The sequence below is a fragment of the Allomesorhizobium aridi genome, assembly GCF_043769475.1.
In the GTDB taxonomy this organism is placed as follows: domain Bacteria; phylum Pseudomonadota; class Alphaproteobacteria; order Rhizobiales; family Rhizobiaceae; genus Allomesorhizobium.
In genome coordinates, this window is sequence record NZ_CP171729.1 from 3,774,258 (window position 1) to 3,792,465 (window position 18,208).

The 18,208-nt window shown below is 64.9% G+C and carries 14 protein-coding genes and 1 pseudogene; 5 read left to right on the forward strand and 10 right to left on the reverse strand.

Features of this window, described 5'->3' with window-relative positions; all coding sequences use genetic code 11:
* Positions 1-15 precede the first annotated feature (15 nt).
* The 3 genes from tagF (at position 16) to ACG873_RS20530 (ending at position 3,885) form a co-directional block, all read left to right on the forward strand.
* Positions 16-684: a type VI secretion system-associated protein TagF gene (tagF, locus tag ACG873_RS20520; protein ID WP_394887149.1), complete on the forward strand. Its 669-nt coding sequence runs from the start codon at positions 16-18 to the stop codon at positions 682-684.
* Positions 685-768: 84 nt separating this feature from the next.
* Positions 769-1,530, forward strand: a complete 762-nt coding sequence (locus ACG873_RS20525) for a PP2C family protein-serine/threonine phosphatase (protein ID WP_394887151.1) — start codon at positions 769-771, stop codon at positions 1,528-1,530.
* A 21-nt stretch (positions 1,531-1,551) separates the two neighbouring features.
* Positions 1,552-3,885 carry a serine/threonine-protein kinase gene (locus ACG873_RS20530; RefSeq protein ID WP_394887153.1) on the forward strand — a complete coding sequence of 778 codons (2,334 nt, stop codon included), beginning with the start codon at positions 1,552-1,554 and terminating at the stop codon, positions 3,883-3,885.
* A 20-nt stretch (positions 3,886-3,905) separates the two neighbouring features.
* On the opposite strand, the gene ACG873_RS20535 is transcribed toward ACG873_RS20530, so the two are convergent.
* From ACG873_RS20535 to ACG873_RS20555, 5 genes are read right to left on the reverse strand one after another with little or no spacing between them, the layout of a single operon-like run.
* Positions 3,906-5,384, reverse strand: a complete 1,479-nt coding sequence (locus tag ACG873_RS20535) for a hypothetical protein (protein ID WP_394887155.1) — start codon at positions 5,382-5,384, stop codon at positions 3,906-3,908.
* Positions 5,381-5,788 carry a biopolymer transporter ExbD gene (locus ACG873_RS20540; protein WP_394887157.1) on the reverse strand — a complete coding sequence of 136 codons (408 nt, stop codon included), beginning with the start codon at positions 5,786-5,788 and terminating at the stop codon, positions 5,381-5,383. Before ACG873_RS20540 ends, ACG873_RS20535 begins: the two co-directional genes overlap by 4 nt.
* 23 nt (positions 5,789-5,811) lie before the next feature.
* On the reverse strand, positions 5,812-6,237 hold the full coding sequence (locus tag ACG873_RS20545; protein WP_394887159.1) for an ExbD/TolR family protein: 426 nt from the start codon (positions 6,235-6,237) through the stop codon (positions 5,812-5,814).
* A gap of 9 nt (positions 6,238-6,246) precedes the next feature.
* A complete protein-coding gene (locus ACG873_RS20550; protein WP_394887161.1) occupies positions 6,247-6,942 on the reverse strand; it encodes a MotA/TolQ/ExbB proton channel family protein in 696 nt (231 codons plus the stop codon).
* A 25-nt stretch (positions 6,943-6,967) separates the two neighbouring features.
* Positions 6,968-7,393, reverse strand: coding sequence for a hypothetical protein (locus tag ACG873_RS20555; protein ID WP_394887163.1), 426 nt, complete (start codon positions 7,391-7,393; stop codon positions 6,968-6,970).
* Positions 7,394-7,611: 218 nt separating this feature from the next.
* Between ACG873_RS20555 and ACG873_RS20560 the strand changes: the two genes are divergently transcribed.
* Both ACG873_RS20560 and ACG873_RS20565 read left to right on the forward strand, forming a co-directional pair.
* Positions 7,612-8,100, forward strand: coding sequence for a DUF1036 domain-containing protein (locus ACG873_RS20560; protein ID WP_394887165.1), 489 nt, complete (start codon positions 7,612-7,614; stop codon positions 8,098-8,100).
* Positions 8,101-10,581 carry a peptidoglycan DD-metalloendopeptidase family protein gene (locus ACG873_RS20565; RefSeq protein ID WP_394887167.1) on the forward strand — a complete coding sequence of 827 codons (2,481 nt, stop codon included), beginning with the start codon at positions 8,101-8,103 and terminating at the stop codon, positions 10,579-10,581.
* 23 nt (positions 10,582-10,604) lie between these two features.
* Here the strand turns inward: ACG873_RS20565 and ACG873_RS20570 are convergent, their stop codons facing one another.
* From ACG873_RS20570 to ACG873_RS20590, 5 genes and pseudogenes are all read right to left on the reverse strand, one after another.
* Positions 10,605-10,886 (reverse strand): hypothetical protein, encoded by a 282-nt coding sequence (locus ACG873_RS20570; protein WP_394887169.1) that lies wholly within the window; start codon positions 10,884-10,886, stop codon positions 10,605-10,607.
* Positions 10,887-11,228: 342 nt separating this feature from the next.
* Positions 11,229-14,029: pseudogene (tssH, locus tag ACG873_RS20575) on the reverse strand (type VI secretion system ATPase TssH).
* A 19-nt stretch (positions 14,030-14,048) separates the two neighbouring features.
* Positions 14,049-17,018, reverse strand: a complete 2,970-nt coding sequence (gene tssF / locus ACG873_RS20580; RefSeq protein ID WP_394887171.1) for a type VI secretion system baseplate subunit TssF — start codon at positions 17,016-17,018, stop codon at positions 14,049-14,051.
* Entirely contained in the window at positions 17,015-17,572 is a 558-nt protein-coding gene (locus ACG873_RS20585) for a type VI secretion system baseplate subunit TssE (protein WP_394887173.1), read from the reverse strand. Before ACG873_RS20585 ends, tssF begins: the two co-directional genes overlap by 4 nt.
* Positions 17,573-17,704: 132 nt before the next feature.
* The gene (locus ACG873_RS20590) at positions 17,705-18,199 is read right to left on the reverse strand and encodes an Hcp family type VI secretion system effector (RefSeq protein WP_394887175.1); all 495 of its coding nucleotides are present in this window, start codon (positions 18,197-18,199) and stop codon (positions 17,705-17,707) included.
* Between the last annotated feature and the right edge of the window lie 9 nt (positions 18,200-18,208).

The window sequence follows — 18,208 nt, forward strand, 5'->3', positions numbered from 1 at the left end:
AGGAAGAGCTGTAGAATGGGCTTCGGCGTTTTCGGAAAGCTCCCCCAGAAACGCGACTTCGTCACATTCAACGTGCCGCGCGCCACGCTCGAACCCTTCGAGACGTGGCTGCAATCGGCGGTCGCCGCCAGCCGCAGCGCATTGGGCGGCTCCTGGCAGGAGCATTATCTGGTCTCGCCCATCTGGCGCTTCTGGATCGGCGGCGACATTCTGGGCTCGACCTGCGCCGGATCGCTGGTCCCTTCGGTCGACGGCATCGGCAGGTTTTTTCCGCTGACGATCCTCTATTGCGCCGAAATCGGGGAGGACATGCCGCCGCCGCCCTTCGACCCATTGGACGACTGGTACACGGCAATCGAAACGCGTCTGCTCGGCGTCCTGGACGACAAGGCGGAGGTGCAGGTCGACCGTCTGACCGAGGGGCTTCTTGCCCCGGATAGCGACGCCCAGCCGCCGGAGCCGCGGCCGCTGCCGGTCAAGCGCGGCCGGGTCTGGCAGGAGGATGGCGTCGGCGCCGGCGCTCTTCTCGCCGGCCTCGTTGCGGCCGACTACTGGGCTTCGGCTTCCGGCAAGAGCTTCTGGTGGACGAATGGCGGCACGGCGGCTGAGCCGCTCGTCTATGTCCGCAACGCGCTGCCCGATCCCTTTTTTTATGTCGATATGATAAAAGGCAAGTCAGGCTGAACGGATGACAGGATCGAAAGCCTATATGCGCGCTGCCGGATCGCTTGTCGTCCAAGGGACCGCGACAGGACGGGATGGCGAGCCATGAACCGGGCCGTGTTCGACGTCGACAGCTGCGGCATGACACATACCGGACGGATCCGCGATCTCAACGAGGACCGCTACCTGGTGAAGGCCGACAGCGGCGTGTTCGCCGTCGCCGACGGAATGGGCGGCCACGATGCGGGCGAGATCGCCAGCACCAGCATCGTGGAGCACCTGAAGTCGATCGGCATTCCGAGTTCGGCGCCCGATCTTCGCGCGCGCTTCGAGGACCGGGTGACCTTGGCCAATCGCGAGATCCGAGCGATCTCGGCCTCGCGCAAGGCCGGCACGATCGGTTCGACGCTGGCCGCCCTGTTGGCGTTCGAGTATCAATATGCCTGCATGTGGGCCGGCGACAGCCGCATCTACATGCTGCGCGACGGCCGCTTCTCGCAATTGTCGCGCGACCATACCGAAGTGCAGGATCTGCTCGACAAGGGGCTGCTCAGCCCGGCGGAAGCCGAGAACTGGCCGCGGCGCAACGTCATCACCCGCGCGATCGGTGCAATGGAAGATCCCATGCTCGACATTGCCCACGGCAAGATCCAGCCGGACGACAGGTTTCTTATCTGCAGCGACGGGCTGACTGCCCACGTTTCCGACGACGAAATCCGTGATACGCTGAGCGCGCGCTCGGCGCAGGAAGCCTGCAAGGTCCTGATCGATCTGACGCTCGAGCGCGGCGCCACGGACAATGTGACGGTGGTGATCGTGCGGTTTCGGGTGAACGCCGAGGGAAAGCGGGACCGGTGGTTGGGATGACGCCGACGCAGGATGGATCCCATGTCCTCTGACGGGAAAACCCGCATCATCGTGAACAACAGCCTCGATCCGGGCGTGCAGCTGAACGACACCTATGAGATCGACGCCCGCATCGCCTCGGGTGGAATGGGCGAGGTCTATCGCGGCCACAACATCCAGACCGGCGAACCGGTGGCGATCAAGGCGATCCTGCCGGAACTCGCCGACAACGAGGCGATATACGCCTTGTTCAAGAAGGAAGCGACCATACTCGGCCGCCTGCACCACGAAACCATCGTCCGCTACTACTCGTTTTCGCGCGACCCGCGCATCGGCCGGCCCTATCTGGCGATGGAGTTCGTCGACGGCCAGTCGCTCGCCGACCGCATTTCGCTTGGTCCGCTGAGCGCGGCCGAGGCGCGGACGCTGTTCGTGCGGGTGGCCGACGGCCTGGCGCTGGCGCACAACGCGGGCGTCGTCCACCGCGATCTTTCACCGGACAACATCATCCTGCAGAACGGTGACGTCAGGCAGCCGAAGATCATCGATTTCGGCATTGCGCGCTCGGCGGCGGCCGGCGGCGGCACGCTGATCGGCGGCAATTTTGCCGGCAAATACAATTTCGTTTCGCCCGAACAGCTCGGCATCAAGAACGGCGAGGTCACGGGCCGCTCGGACATATACAGCCTCGGGCTGGTCATGGCCGCAGCGCTTCGCGGCGAGGTGCTCGACATGGGCGGCTCCCATGTCGAGGTGGTCGACAAACGGCGCAGCGTTCCGGACCTGACCGGCGTCGACGAAAGCCTGAGGCCGCTGGTCGAGGCCATGCTTCAGCCCGATCCGGAAAGCCGGCCGCAAAGCGCCTCCGATGTCGCCGAGTGGCTGCGCGCCGGGAGCGCCGGCGCAACGGTGCGTGGCGCCGACGTGTTCGCTTCGCCCACAATGCCGCCTCTGCCTGCGGCAGCGACATCACAGCAAGGAACGTGGGTTCAGCCCTCGCCGGAGGCATCGCAGCCGCCCGGCGGATCGCAACCGCCCGCTTCCGCAGCGCAATTTCCCGCATCCCTGCCTCCGGCCGCCGCACCGTCGCAGCCTTTCGCGGGCTCAACCGGCTGGCCGGATCAAGCGAGCGCTTTTCCGGCATCGCAGCCGTCGCAATCTCCCTTCGGCGGCCCGGGCCCGAACGCGGGATCGCCGTTCAGGCAATCGGAATCGCCCTTTGGCGACGCCCCGCCGCCGCAGCTTGCCGGAGAGCCGGGCATGGGCGGAACCGGCCAGGCGCCGCCTACGCGGGCGGGTTCCGCCAGATACGCGATGTTGGGCGGAGCGCTGGCGCTGTTGCTCGCGGGCGGAGCGGGCGCGGCCTACATGCTCGGCTATATCGGGCCTGCCGATCAAACCGAGATCGCGCGGCAGGATCCTGTGGCCCCGCCGCCTGTAATGGAAAAGCCGGCCGAGAATCCGCCGCCCGCGACGCTGCCGCCGGGCACCACATTCGAGGACATCCTGAAAGAGACAGCGCCCGCCGAGTTGCAGGAAACCGGCCGGCCGCCGGATGCCCAGCCGCCGGTAGAAACCGCGCCGCCCGAGACGGTGCAGGAGGCCAAGGCTCCGACTGACGAGCGGCCGGAAGCCCTGGAGCCAGCTCCGCCGATCACGGACGAGCCTTCTGTCGACGCCGGGCCGCCGCCGGAGACGACCCAGCCGAGTGTGGAAGAAACGCAGGAAGCCGCAAACCGGATGTCAGACACGGTGGATTTCGGCGTCTCGGAGATGCGCGACTATGATGGCGGCAGTTGCTTCTTCGCGGCAGTCACCACGGTTTCGGACGATGCCATCGACATAAAGGGGTTCGGCCTGTCGGCGGAACCTTTCGAGAAGCTCTACGCGACGCTGAAGAAATCCAGCCCGATCGAACCCGAGATAAACGGGCATCTGATCACCGACGCCCAATGCGCGGTGGCCGACTTCCTGAAGAGCGTGCAGCCGTCGGCCAGGAACAACCCGTCGCTGACGCTGACAGCCGACAATCTGCAACTGGGCGAAAGCCTTGTCGCGACCGTTCAGAAGCCCGCAAGCGGCGTTCTCGATCTGATCCTCGTCGACGGTGACGGCTTCGCCTACAACATGGACAGCTATGCCGAGCGGACGACGAGCGGCGACACCGACATTTTCGAGATGACGTTCAACGACCGGCGCATCAGGCAGGAATCGCCCGAGATGCTGATCGCGATCACCAGCGACACCGGCCTGCATGTGCCGGAGGGCAGGACGCCGGCGCGCGCCGCCGACCTGTTTCCCAAGCTCGCTCGCGAAATCAAGGGCATGAACGGCGAGGTAGGGCTCGACTTCGGCTATTTCCGGCTGAACCGATAGCCGGCTAAAGGCTTGGCGGATCAGCGGACGCTGAACGCTTCGACCGCGATATTCAGCTCCGCGTCGCTGGCCGCCACCTGCCTGGCCAGCCGGGCAAAGAACTCGCCCGCCGGCTGGTCTACCTCGTTGCGCAGCATCGGCACCGCGCGGTCGGAAGCGATGGCGATCAGCAATTGCTGCGTTCGCACCGGACCGCCGGTGAGGAACACCGGCAGGCTGAAGCGCCGTTCCGTCCGGCTGGCGGCGGAAATGAACTCGTCGGCCAGTTGTACGCGGCCTTCGTCGTCCACCAGAAGCAGATGAACCTTTTGCTCCCCGGCGTCGAGAATGCTGCCGGAAAGCACCGTCCCGCTCGGCACCTCGGGCGTGTCGAGGCGGAGGGACAACGAGAACTCCGGATAGCCATCCGATTTGCGGATGAATCCCAGCGCCTGACACTGCGCTTCGGCCAGTTCGCCCGAACGGATGTTGGCCGGTGCGCCGGAAATCTTGGCATATGCCCGCGCGAAGTCCACGTGGCGCGACGCCTCCGTCCCGAAGGTGCGGAACTCCACCTTGTCGTGGCGGGTTGGGAGCGCCGCGAAGCAGTCGCCGCCATCGAAGCGCCTGATGAAATCAACCGCGTCCCGGTATGGATCTGGCTGCGGTGCCACCCTCTCGGCACTCGACGAATCCGGGCGCTCCGGAGTAAGAAGCGCCGTCTGGAGCGGCGGCTCCGCCGGCCGTATCGCTTCGAGCCTGCGCGGCGGAACAGCCGGGGAAAGCCGCTCGGCGGCGGCCGGGATCCTCTGTGTGGGCCGAGCGAGCGCCGCGACTTCCTGGGTAGCGCGGGAAGGTGTTTGCTCCGTGCGGGCCGCGTTCGTTGTAGCCGGCGCCACGGCGGACGGCGACTGGACAGGCGACGCGCTTTCCCGCTCGGCTGCGACGGTTTCCGCCAGTACGGAAGTGGACGGCGAAAGAGCGGGCTGGTCCGAAGCCAATACGCTTTCCACAGCGATGACGGCAGCGGCGGCCACTTCGGTAGCGGTGGGCTCCAGGCGCGCGGCGCTTGCCGGAGAGACGCGCGACAGGCGGGCAGACGATATCGGTTCCGCCGCGCGATCCGCCCGCTCCTCCGCGATCGTTGCCACGGCAGAACTCGGCCGGAGGGTTGCAGCCGCCGCGGTTTCCGCCCGGGACGGCGCTACCGGCTGGGCGAGTTCCCGCTGCACAGCCACGGCGGTCGCGATCTCCCGCGCATTCACGCGCTCCGATGCCATTGGCGCGATGCGTTCAACAGCTTCGGAACGCACCTGCACGGCCGCCACCCGCTCGGCGGCAGGGGCGACCGGCGCGACGGCGGACGCCGGCGCGTCCGAAAAGATGAAGTCGGTGCGCACCGCATCCCGCCGGTAGGTCTCGAACAGCATCGCAGCCGCACCGGCCGCGCCCGCATGCAGGGCAAGCGAGGCGATGACGGCTATGGCCCAGTAGCGCCGTCCGGGTTCGGCGGCGCTCATTGTCCGATGCTCCCGGTAGTCTCCTCGGCGCTGAGCGTCACGATGCGCACGGCTATGCCGGCGGCGCGCATCTCTTCGACGACCGCGAGGAAAGAGGCGGCCGAATATTCGCGGTCGGCGACGATGTTGAGGACCGGCCAGTTTGAACTCGCCGCCCGCGCCACGACCGCCGCGGTATCGACCGGCACATCATCGAGAAAAAGCCTGCCTGTTCCGTCGATCAGAAGCAGCGGGCGCGGCAGGCGCTCGGGCGGCAGGCGCTCCGTGCGCGGCGGCGCGACGGCGGTCTCGTTGCCGCCGACGATCGATCCGGTGACGATGAAGAAAAACAGCAGCAAAAGGATGATGTTGATGGTGGCGAACGGGAAATCGAGCTTGTCCTGCCGCCTGACAGAACGCAGCATCGTCCTGTTCCCGCCGGACGCCGTCACTGGCCGGCCGCCCGCTTGCGGATCGTCACCGAGGTGAACGACGCCTTCCTGAGCGCATCGAGAACGGTGACGATGTCCTGCACCGTCGCCGTGGCCCTGGTGAACACGATCACGGTTTCCGCGCCTTCGTGCCGGAGAGCCGCAAGGGTCGCGGCGACGTCGGCGAGCGCGACAGGGTTTCCATTGGCCTGTACGCCGCCGCGCGACACCGAAAGCACCAGATCCGGGCGGGCGGGCGGCGCCGCCGGTTCAACGGAAGATTCGGCTTCCTGTCCGTATTCGCCGAGCATGATCGACGAATAGGGCTCGATGCTGGAAGACAGCATGAAGAAGGTAAGCAGCAGGAAAATGACGTCGATCAGCGGAACGAGCATGAAGCGCGCGGTCTGCTTTCGCTGTCCCCTGAGCGCGCTGATCGCCATCGCCGCAACTCAGCGTCTCAACGGGACCGGTTCGGCGAACGGCTGCGCGTGGGGCGCGGCGATCGGCGACTGCGCGAACTCGATGCCGCTTCCATAGACGATCTTCAGTATGGCGCTGTCCATGGCTGCGCGTTCGCGCTCGATCCGGCCTTCGATCCAGCTGGTGAAGAAATAGAGCGGGATGGCGATGGTGAGGCCGAACGCGGTGGTCGACAGCGCGACCCAGATTCCACCGGCCAACTGCGTCGGGTTGACCACGCCACCCCCGCCCGACATTTCGTTGAAGGCGGCGATCATACCGAGCACGGTGCCGAGGAGACCAAGCATGGGCGCTGCCTGCACACAGGTCTCCAGCAGGCGCACGTGCCGGTTCATCGCATCGAGCAGGCCGAGCGCCTTGCCGGTGGCGACCTCGCGGGCGCGTTCCTTGTCGTTCGGCCATTTGAGCCGCGCGCCGGCGGCTTCGGCCACGACGCGGCCCAGGGCGGAATGGTCGGATGCAGCGAGCATCTGCGCGCCACCGACATCGCCTGCCTCCCATTTCGCCAACGCCTGATCGGCGGCCTTGCGCCGGCCGACGCCGAGCCGCGACAGCGCAATGAGCTTGAAGATGGCGACGGCGGTGGCGACGAAGGACAGGACCAGCAGAATGGCGAGGACCGGGCCGCCGATCGAATAGAATTGTCCGATGATGATGTCGCGCATTGGCTATACCCGCCTGACCCGGACGCTATTGGTCGAATGCAATTTCCGAAAGCGAACTCGTCTGCAGATTGTCGAGGCAGATCTGCGTGTCCTGGCCGCCCGAAACGCATTCGGTCGAGGTGTTGACGAGCACGCGCGATATGTCCTTGCAGCCGAGATCGGCAAACTCGAACTCGACCACCCTGGTTTTGCCGATGGGCAGCCTGCCGAATTCGAAGATCAGGAGCTTCGCCACCTGCTTGCGGGCGTCGAACACGGCGATTTCATATGAAGCCTTGTCGAGAGCGACTCCGGCGCCGTTCGTGGCGACGAAGGTGAGCCGGCATCCCGCGCCGGCGTCGGAGGTCTTGTTCAGTTCGATCGCGAGCGGCTTGTCCTGGGCCTGAGCCGCGCCGCCAACGGCGAACAGCGGTAGCGCCGCGGCGGCAAGAGCGACGGTCACGTTCCGCACGATCAGGTTCTCCCCAAAATGGCAAGCAAGAACAGCTCGCGATTTACTATCGTCCAACTGCTGGAAAACGAAAAGACCATAGCAGGAAAAAGATGGCTGCCTTCCGCCGACGATGAGTTGCAAGAAAAACAGCCGGGTGGCAGAGTCTCGCCAGAGAATAGGCGATCTTGCCGAAAGGTTGTTCCGTGGAGCGCTTGCCTGGGCCTGGCGGAATGTGGTTGCGGCTCGGCAACGGGGCGGCCTCGCAAGCCGTCGCCGATGGCTGGAAAGTGAAAAATCTCCGGGGCGCAATTGCCGCCCTGCTGACGTTCCTCGGCTTCTTCCTGGGCACGGGCGCGCCCGCAAAGGCCCAGTTCGCCGTGTGCAACCAGACGATCGACGCAATCAACCTGGCCGTCGCCACCGAAACCAGAGGCGTTTTCAGTTCGGAAGGGTGGTGGACGATCGGCGCCAACCGCTGTGTCGACGTCATCAAGGAAGAGCTGGTCAGCCGCTACATCTATGTCTACGCGACGGACGTGTTCGGCCAGCCTGTCCTTTCGGGCGATTTCGCCGGGCACGAAATGTGCGTCGGCCCGAAGAAATTCCTCATTGAAGCGACCGATTCCTGCTGGCAGCGCGGCTACCAGGCGGTCCGCTTCATGGAGGTCGATACCCAGGCGATGATCCGATGGACGCTGTTCCTGAAGGATCCGGATTCAAGCTAGATGCACCAGATCGACGACAGCTTCCGCCGCAGACGGAGGCAGGCACGGGAGGAGCGCGGCCGCGCGGCGCGAAGAAAACTGATGCTTGCCGCTGCCGGAATCGTGGCCTTGGCCGTGCTGGCGGCGTTCTATGCCGGCTGGTTCGGATGGCTCTCCGACGAAACAGCGATCGTGGCGGACGCGCCAACCCCGGAACCGGTAGTCGAGAAGCCGAAGCGGCCGGTCTTCGTCAACGCGATCGTCGACCTGGCCGGCGATCCGCTGATAATCCGCCTCGGCTCCACAGCCGAAAGGGCGGGCAAGCTGCGCGAAATTCCCCTGCCGCCCGAGCTGAAGCAGCCGGGCATTCCCGACAATGTGCAGTTTCTCGCCGACACGATGCTGTCCTCCAGCCAGCGCATCATGGCGCTGCCTTCGAGCCCGGAGGATTTCGCGTTTTTCCAGTCGCAGAGCGGCCGCCGCCGCTTGACGGCCGTCCAGCCCGTCGAGGAGACGCGGGACGTTCCGCCTGCAACCCAAGAGGCCGAGACAGGGACGGGAATTGCCGATGAAGAGGGCGGCATAGCCGACGAAACCGACGAGATTCTGGTCCCGGTCGCCGGACAGGACGATCTGGAAGGCGAGGTCATCCTGCCGCTGGAAGAGGAAGGCATCGCGATCGAGGACCTGCAGGCGGCCGTTCCCGAGCCGGGGATGATCGGCGAAGCAGGGGCCGACACCGACGCCGGCTGGGGCGAGACCGTCGGTCAGGCCGAAGAGGCCCTGCCCGGCTTCAAGGAAACGGCGATCGAGGATACGACCACCGTGCACGTGGTGAAGCGCGAGATCGACCGCTTCGCGCAGATCGAAGACTTCACGGTTTCAGTGAAGGGCGAACGGCCGCTGGAGAGCATCGTCGCCGAATACGGCTTCAGCGCCGAGGATGCGAAGAAGGCCAACGACGCGGCGAAGGCCATCATCGGAGTGGAAACGCTGGGCGACCGCTATGTGGTCGGCCTGCGCGGCTACAGGCCCGTCGCTGAGGCCCGCTTCACGCTGGTGCAGGCGTCCATCAACACGCCCGACAAATATCTCGGCACCATCGCGCTTTCCGACAGCGGCGAATTCGTCGCCGGCGCCGACCCGTGGATCGGTGAGGATCTCTCGACATTTGTGCAGGAGCAGACGCCGGAGACGCAGAACCTGAGCTACCGGCTGCTCGACGCGATCTACAGCACGGCGACGCGCAACAATGTGCCCGCCGGAGTGACCGGCGAAGCCATCATGCTGGTGTCGCGCGCCTTCGACCTGCAATCCATGGCGACTCCCGAGGACCGGCTGGTGCTCATCTTCGCACCCGCCCCCCGCGACGAAGGGCGCAACGCCGGCCGCATCCTCTATGTGGCGATCCGCGGCAAAGACCGGAACTTCGAATGCTTTGTCTATCAACCCGCGCCCGGCGCCGACTTTTCCTGCATGACCGAGAAGGACGAGCAGCACAGCGTGACTGTCGCCAACGGCATGGTGAACCCGGTCAACGGGGTGCTGACCTCGACATTCGGTCCGCGCCGCCACCCCATCCTGAAGAAGGTGCGGCTGCACAAAGGCGTGGACTGGAAAGCCCCGATCGGCACGCCGGTGATGGCGGCGTTCGACGGGACGGTGGAGTTCGCGGGCGACGGCAAAGGCTACGGCAATGTCATCCGCATCTCGCATGGCGGGGTCAAGGCGACGGCCTACGCCCACCTCAGCCGCTTCGAGGACGGCGTCAAGCCGGGGCTGGCTGTGAGCGCCGGCGACATTGTCGGCTATGTCGGAACGACAGGGCTCTCGACAGGCCCGCATCTTCATTTCGAGCTCTATATGAACGGCATCGCCATAGACCCGCTGGCGACGGCCGTGGCCGAGATCTCCGACGGATCGGCGGTGGACAAGCTGGTGAACCGCATTATCCGCGTCGAAAGCGGCGGCAACGCCCGCGCCAAGAACCCGCTCTCCAGCGCCACCGGGCTCGGCCAGTTCATCAAGTCGACCTGGCTCCGCATGATGCAGACCTACCGCCCGGACCTGTTCCGCTCGATGTCCACGGAGGAACTGCTGGCGCTGCGCTTCGACCCGACCATCTCGCGCGAGATGGTCGCCAACCTGGCGCGAGAGAACGAGGCGCGGTTGCGCTCACGCGGGCACGCCATCACCGCCGGCCGGCTCTACCTGGCGCACTTCCTCGGACCCGAAGGCGCAAACATCGTGCTTTCGGCGCCGGCCGACGCTCCGCTCGCCGTGGTCCTGGGCGCGCAGGTCATCAGCGCAAACCCATTCCTGACCGGCAAGGACGCTTCCTATGTCGTGGCCTGGGCCGAGAAGAAGATGAGCGGCAAAGCGGCTCCGATCCCGTCCGGTCCCAGCGTTACCACCAAGACCGTGGTCAGAACCTCGCCGGAATTTTTGAAATACCGCGAGACGATGCAGAAGGTGGTCGAACTGGCGGCTACGGCGATTTGAGAGACGACATCTGGCGGTGGTGATTATGCGCTCTGCAGATATGCCGCGATCTTGTGTCGGTTGGCGTACAGTTGTTGCGCGGGTTGATTTTCAGACAGCGCGACGGTGAAGGATGGCGTGATCGCAGTTCCGTCAGGCCGTACTTCCATCGCGACCAGGAACTTCTTCTTCTTGACCAGCGTCCATTGCAGTCCGCCGCCGCCCATCGGATATTGCAGATCCGGGGGCATATTGGCGTCGTGTCGGGTGACCGGCCGCACTTTGGCGATGCGATTGGAGCCGACGATCTGAATTGAACCTATCACCTGCTGCTTGCAGCGCCCGGTAACCAGCGACTCCCCGTTCAGCCATTATCTGGTCGTGAACGCGCGTGCGCTTTGCATCCTCAGCGACGTTGGACGCCGGCAGGCCTAGCCGACCTCCTGAGCGAAGCGTGTTGCCGGAAAATTCGAAATCATCCGGCTCAAGTCGCTCCTTGAGCAGCAGGACCCAATACCCGGCGGAGAGTCGTCCGGCAGCGAACCCCAGCGCTGTTTCGATCGATCTGGGCGGGCGGGGGCCGATCCAGTTCAGCGTCGTGACATCTCCTGCGATCTGTTCCTGCGACCCGACTTTCATGTTCAAATTCCCCGCAATCGTACGCGACATTACTGGACCGCGTATTCGAACGTCCCTTCCTTCACATCGACCTTCGCGGTTGAAATCTCCGCTTTCTCCAGCGCGCGGTTGAGGAAATGCCGCGACAGCTCGGGCAGCAGCGTGTTGGTGATGATGTTGTCGATCATGCGCCCGCCGGAATCCGGGTCGTTGCAGCGTGACACGATATGTTCCACCACCGCGTCGGTGTAGGCGAACTCGGCATCGTGATTTTCGGCGATGCGTTTGGCGATGCGGTTGAGCTGCAGCCGCACGATGCCGCCCAGCATATCGGGCGACAGCGGGAAATAGGGAATGGTGACGATGCGGCCGAGCAGCGCCGGCGGAAACACCTGCGTCAGATACGGCCGCAGCGCCGTGCCGAGCGTCTCGGGATCGACCTCGGTCTTGCCCTCGTCGGCCATCTTCATGATGACTTCCGTGCCGACATTGGAGGTCAGGATGATCAGCGTGTTCTTGAAGTCGATGACGCGGCCGGTGCCGTCTTCCATCTGGCCCTTGTCGAAGACCTGGAAGAAGAGCTCGTGCACGTCGGGGTGCGCCTTCTCGACCTCGTCGAGCAGCACCACGCTGTACGGCTTGCGGCGCACCGCCTCGGTCAGCCGTCCGCCCTCGCCATAGCCGACATAGCCGGGGGCGCGCCCTTGAGCAGGGAGACGGTGTGCGCCTCCTGGAACTCCGACATGTTGATGGTGATGATGTTCTGCTCGCCGCCATAGAGCGATTCCGCCAGCGCCAGCGCCGTCTCGGTCTTGCCGACGCCCGACGGCCCGCACAGCATGAAGACGCCGATCGGCTTGTTGGGATTGTCGAGCTTGGCGCGGTTGGTCTCGATGCGCTTGGCGATCATCTTCAGGCCGTGGCTCTGGCCGACGACACGCTTGTTCATGATCTCCGCGAGTTGCAGCACCGTCTGCACCTCGTCGCGCACCATCCGCCCGACCGGGATGCCGGTCCAGTCGGAGACGACGGACGCGACCGCCTGCTCGTCGACATGGGCGTAGATCATGCGGCTGTCGGGGCTGCGCTCGTCCAACTCGCCGAGCTTGCTCTTGAGTTCGGCGCGTTGCTGGCCGGAGTCGCCGGTGCCGTCGGCGGTCGCCACGACCAGCACATTGCCTTCGGCCACTGCCTCGACGGGGGTGGTGACGTTGTCGTTCACCGCAGCTTCGCTCACAGGCCCGGTAACCGACTCGGCGGCCTCGGCTGCCATCGGCGAGGTTGTCGCACTCGCCGCCTGCGACAGTCCGGCGCCGATCGCGTCGCGCAGCTTCCTGATCTCGCCGACAATCGCGCTTTCCTTTTCGAACTCCGCCTGCAGGGCGGTGAGTTTCGTCTCGGCCTCGGCGATCTCCGTCTTGAGTTCGGCCATGCGCTCCTCGTCCTGGCGGCCGATATCCTCTTCGCGCTGCTGCGCTTCCAACTCCTTCTGGCGCGATTCGATCAGCACCTTGAGATCCGCGATTGCGGCGGGTGTCGTCGACTGGCTGATCGCCACACGCGCGCAGGCGGTGTCGAGCAGGCTGACGGCCTTGTCGGGCAGTTGCCTAGCCGGAATGTAGCGCGCCGACAGGTGCACGGCCGCGACCACGGCCTCGTCCGATATGCGCACCTTGTGGTGCTTTTCCATCGGCGCGAGGATGCCGCGCAGCATGTAGCAGCACTTTTCGATGCTGGGTTCTTCGACGTTGACGGCCTGGAACCGGCGGGTGAGCGCCGGATCCTTCTCGAAATACTGGCGGTATTCGGCCCAGGTGGTTGCCCCGATCGTACGCAGCGTTCCGCGCGCCAGCGCCGGCTTCAACAGGTTCGCCGCGTCGCCCGTTCCCTGAGCGCCGCCCGCGCCGATCAGCGTATGCGCCTCGTCGATGAACAGGATGGTCGGCACCGGCGACTGTTGCACCTCGTCGATGACCGAGCGCAGCCGCTGCTCGAACTCGCCCTTCATCGAAGCGCCGGCCTGCATCAGGCCTATGTCGAGCGCGCAGAGCCGCACGCCCTTCAGTTGTGGCGGCACGTCGCCGCTGGCGAGCCGCTGGGCAAAACCTTCGACGACGGCGGTCTTGCCGACGCCGGCCTCGCCGGTCAGGATCGGGTTGTTCTGCCGCCGGCGCATCAAAACGTCGATGATCTTGCGGATCTCCTCGTCGCGCCCGACCACCGGGTCCATCTCGCCGGATTTCGCCTTGGCGGTCATGTCGATCGAGAAACGGTCGAGCGCCGTCGTGCCGCGCTTGCCCTCGGCGCCATCGCCCGGCGCCGCCACCGCGTCGCGCGCGGCAAGGCCCGAGCCGTCCATCGGGCGCAGGTTTTCCTCGTCCGACTGCGCCCACACTGTGCGCGAATCGCTTGCCACACGATCGGCGTCGAGCTGGCCGAACTGCTTCGAAAGCTGGTTGATGGCGCGGCGAATCTCGTTGGATTTCAGCGCAGCGACCAGTATGTGGCCGGTGCGTATCTGGGTTTCGCCGAAAAACAGCGTCGCATAGTGCCAGCCGCGGTCGAGCGCGTCGGTGATCTGCGTCGAGATGCCGGGCATCTCGGTCTCGTTTTTGCGGAAGCCATCGACGACCTCGGCGAGATCCTTCAGCACCCTCGCCCTGTCGATCTTGTAGTGGTCGAGCGCCAGGGAAACATCCGAGCGGTCGTTCGACAGGATATGGAAGAGCCAGTGCGCCAGTTCGACATTGCGGTTGCCGGCCTTCTTGGCGTGGCGCAGCGAGCGCATGAACGCGTCGTAGCCGAGCCGGTTCAGTTTGCCGGTCACCGTTTCAAGACTGATCTCACTCATGGCATGCCCTCCTGAGGGGTTACTGCCGCTTCTGCCCGGCTTGCCTGGCGCGGCGTCTTTCCAGCACGTTGAAGCGGGCGTCGTCGAAATAGACATCGTCGCCCGCATCCGCTCTGGGCGCGATCCAGGCTGTCCAGCCGAGTTCTCCCGAAACGCCGAGGCGGGTCGGCGGAGCGCAGCGGGCGGGAAGCGAAAGTTTCACATCGAATTCGAACAGATGCCCGAGATAGAAGAAAACCAGATCGGTCAGATTGTCCGACATGTTGCCGTTGGGAAGGAACTTGCGGTACTGGATCAGGTCGCGCGCCTTGATGACCACGCATATCTTTTCGTTGATGCTGTAGACCCGGGTGCCGAGGAAGGTGTCGACGCCGAGCGCGGCATCGCTGCCTAGCCTCAGCCGGTCCGACGGCTCGAACACCAGCCAGGAGCCCACCCGCTCTTCGACATCGGCGTCGACGTGAAACACGCCGCGCACGAGTTGCCGCAGCCGCGAAGCGCTCTTGACGCCGGCGCTGACGAGCCCGGCGAACGGCAGCTTCGACATGTCCGGCAGGCTGTCGCGCTCGGTGAAACTGTCGAGCCCGATGCCTGCGAAGCTCCCGACATAGCGGAAGAAGCGGTCCTTGTCCGGCCGGTCGCGCTGGGCGACTGGCCTCGCATCGGCCCATGCCCGGAAGAACAGCTGCAGGAAGCGGTTGCTGAAAATGTCGGTGAAGCGCGCGAAGGACGGATCGCGCCCGTTCGACCAATGGTAGGCTTCGACCGTGGTGTTGAGCGGCAGCGCGCCCTGCGGACCGAAAAAGCCGAGGAAGCGCGAATAGAGGCTGGGAATGCCGCGCGGCGTCTCCTCGTATTTCGAGATGTTGGACGCAGGGAACTCCAGGAACGGATCCTGGCCGAGGTCGACGACCTCTTCGGCCCGAACCGCGCTGTCGCCGATGCGGGGCTTGGCCGTCGCCGACCGCTCGAGTTCACGAAGCGCGGCAAAGAAATCCACGGTTTCGGGATCAGACCGGAGGTTGCCGCGGAAGCTCACAGCACCGCCCTCGATCCTGATCGCGGCGGCCAGCGCTTGACCACGCCGCGCTGCCTGGATTCTGATCACCGTTTCGGTAAAGCTGTTGAGCGAGGTGTATTCGGCAAAGAAACGGTCGAGAACAGCCCCGAGCAGGAATATGCCCGCACCCTCGAAGGCCCGCTCATCGAACCGGACCGTGATCTCGATTCCGCGGGCGGCGTTGAAGCCGTTCTTCTGGCGCAGGCGCCTCACGATCGGGCGGCTGGAAACGCCCTCTATGCCTCGTATCCGCTGTTCCGATACCGCGTCGGACAGATCGGAAAACAGCGCGAGCAGTTCGCGCAGCGGACCCGCCCTGTCCTGCGGACCGCGGTCGATCAGCCCGAGATGGCTGAGTGACAGGAAGTTGATGAGCTTCCACATCGTGGTGCCGTAGGGCGCCGTATCGGGATTGCGGCGTTCCATCGTGACCAGGGATTCGCGGGCCGGCGTTGGGCCGGCCACGCAACGAAGCGGGATCGAGGTGTCGTCGAGCAGGTAGAAGTCGGCGCCCGCCTCGCCTACCGGCAGTTGGTCGCTGAGGTGCCGGTTCGAGACGAAGCAGCGGACGCTGAGTTCGCGCACGCGATCGGCATCGTCGATGGTGGACGGTTCGAAAAGCGATATGAAGAGCTCGCTGCCGACATAGGGGCTTTGCGCTCCCGAGCGCCGCTCCTGCGCGGTTCGCCGGCGCGGCAGCCGGCGGAATGTGTAGTAGAGCGCATCGGACGCGCGGATGTTTTCCGCGGGCAAGCTGTACAGCGGAAAGACGCGCACCTTTTCCTTGCGGCCGGGATAGTGCGCGAAGACATCGATGATGCGATGAGCCTCGAAATCGAGAACCCGGCTGCGGTCGGGGACGACATTGTGCTCATGCTCGCCGCGGCGCACCGGCACGCGGCTGCAGTTCATCTCGAAAAGGTTTGCCGCTGGAGCGGTGTAGAGCGAGAACATGGCGGGCGAAACGACCGAGGCGAGCCGCGGCACCACCGCGCCGAATTCGAACAGTATGTCGCAGGCCGGGGCATCGATCCTCGCGAGCAGCTTGCGCAGCCCCTGCAGCCGGAAACCCAGGAACTTGTTCGGAAACGCAAAGAAATCCCGCAGCAGTTCGAAGCCCGAAAAGAACCGGTCGTCGCGCTCGAACAGGGTTTCTTCCTCGCCGAAGCCGATCTGCTCGAGCAGGGTGAGCGGCGCCGACAGGAATTTGGGATCGCCGAGCGGGTCGAGATAGCGGATGGTGATGCGCTTGCAGCTGGCGAACAGCTGCTCGTATAGCGCGACCGCATCGTGCACCGGCCCGAGAAGGTAGATCGGCAGGCTGTCGACCTTGACATCTTTGAGCGGCCCTTCCGGTTTCGGCGGGCCGGCCTTTTCCGCGCCGGGACGGGCGCTCAACCGCCGGAAACCGAGGCGCAGGCCCGAGGTTACGCCCGGCGCAACGTCGAGGCCAAGCGCGTGCAGCGGCGCCTGCACGGCATAATATTCGGCCGTCTCAAGATGCAGCGGCCAGATCGCCAGTTCGCTGCGCAGCCGGAACCGGCACGAGACGCGCCGTTCCTGCTCGACATAGACCGCGTCGATATAGTCGCCCCGCGCAAAGCGCCTGCCCTCGACAAGGCTGGAATCCTCGAAGGGCGGCGCCGCCTGGACAAGCGTCGCCGAGGCAATCGGGGCGAGATAGTTGGGCAGCAACTGGTCGAGTAGCGACGAGGTGAATTCGGCGAACTCGCTTTTGAGCTTGAGCTGGACGCGCGCAGCCATGAAGGCGCTGCCTTGCAGCAGCCCGACAAGGCCGGGGTCCATCGTTTCCTCGGTCAGGCCGCCAAGCCGCTCGGCAACGCCCGGGAATTCTTCGGCGAACTCCCTGGAGCGCTCGTAGAGGAGCTGCAATTCGCGATTGTACAGCTCCAGGAATTCGCGATTCATATCGCGACCGGAAGACGCGTCAGCCGAACCTTGCCCGACCCGACCTCCACCTCGGCGGCGAATTCCATCGGCACATCCAGCGGTTTGCACGCCATTTCCGCCGAAACAGTGAACCGTATGCGCTGCTCGACCTCGTCCTCCTCGATGTCTTTTTCGACGCGCAGCGTGTCCGACCTCAGGCGCGGCTCGTGGTTGAGCAGGGCTTCCTTCAGATTGAAGGCGATTTCCTCGACGCCGATTTCCTGGCTGGTCAGCCGCGAGACGTCGCTCAGCCCGAAATTGAGAACGGAACGGCTGACATAGTCGAGGTCCGATATGTCGACCGCCGAAGCGAGATCGATCGTGTTGACCAACGACAGGAGATCCAGTGCCAGGTTCCGCTTGAGGAGCGTCTCGTCGGCGCCACGGCGTTTCAGCGACCCGCGTCCGGATATCACGCGCTCGCCGCCGACCCGCTCTTCGATGCGCTTCCTGGCGTCGCCCTCCTCAAACGCATCGCGAAATGCGAACATCAGGGGAAGCTGGAAATGTTCCTTTCCGCTTTTGCTGTTCATCGGACCTTGTGTTTCGCTGGCGCTGCCCATTGCTACGCGCGTCCTTCGCCTGCCGGTCCACCCCGCTAACCGGCGCAACGGAGCGTCGATCTGCGGAAGCGGACCGTAAGCTTTGATCGCGATGAGCGCCGGTCAGATCTTCTCGCCGACCGCGATTTTCCACCCCTGCGTCACGTCCGGCTCGGCGGTGCCGTCCGCCTTCTGGCCTCTATACGTGACCTTCACTTCAGCGAAGTTGAGCGAGAACGTTTCCATGCCGACGTCGCCGCCCTCCGAGGCGCTGGTCTGCCATGACGAAATCAGGCAGTCCTTCATCTCGACTTCGAGATAGACGACCGGATCATCGCCGCCCGCCTTCGAAACATAGAGCGTCGCCTTGTCGATGTGCTTTCCAGACGCGGCGGCCAGGAACAGCAAAGGCAGCGCCTTGCTGTTCTTCACCATGAAGGACATGTCGCCGAAATCGCCTTTCTCGGTGCCGCCGCCGGTGGATTCATGCCGCGATCCGCGATTGCTTACGCCGAAGCTGTAGCTCAGGAGCTGAATCTGGTCCTCATGGCCCTTCACCTTGGATTCGCCTTTGATCTCGAAGGCGCCTTCGATCTTTAGATGTGCGTCTATTGCCATTTTACTTCT